Origin of the sequence: Haloferax sp. Atlit-6N, from assembly GCF_003383195.1 — an archaeon.
Classification (GTDB): domain Archaea; phylum Halobacteriota; class Halobacteria; order Halobacteriales; family Haloferacaceae; genus Haloferax; species Haloferax gibbonsii.
The window spans coordinates 1-530 of the sequence record NZ_QEQJ01000169.1 but is presented as its reverse complement, the minus strand read 5'-3'; the positions used below and the strand labels follow the sequence as shown (position 1 = coordinate 530).

Annotated in this window: 1 pseudogene; it reads left to right on the top strand. The window is 60.8% G+C overall.

Features of this window, described 5'->3' with window-relative positions:
• Positions 1-188: 188 nt before the first annotated feature.
• A pseudogene (locus tag DEQ92_RS21760) lies at positions 189-530 on the top strand (hypothetical protein); the annotation flags it as partial.

Below are 530 nucleotides of genomic sequence, written 5' to 3'. Positions count from 1 at the left end.
GGGGTCGGCTTCCCCACTGAAAAAGACTTCTGCCGGATCGGACGAGTATTTATGACCGCGTCGGCCTGAAAAAATGTGTTCGGGTTGTTACGTCCACAGCGGGAAGAACCGCCACGACCCCGGCCGACGCTATCAGGAACGGTATTTTGCCCGGTTGTTTTATGTGAGCAGTTTCGGTAAGGTGGCCTATGAGCCACGAGTCCGACGCCGATAGAACGACCGCCGTGTCAGACGACGACGTGCGCGTAGAGAAGTCGTTCGTCGGCGACGAGTTCCCGGTTCCGGCGATCAAGTTCCGGCTCGACTCCGAGAGCGACGAGCCCGTACACGTACGGCTCGTCGATCAGATCCCCGAGGACTTCCCGATGGAAGGGGTCGGCTTCCATCCGGACTACGAGAGCGACAACTGGACCGCTTACAAGGACCACCGCGTCGAGTACGAGCGGACCCTCGACCCCGGCGAGGAGACGACGACGGTGTACGGGATCCGTCTCGAACAGATCTCGGACGTCGAGGGATTCCTCGGCGAG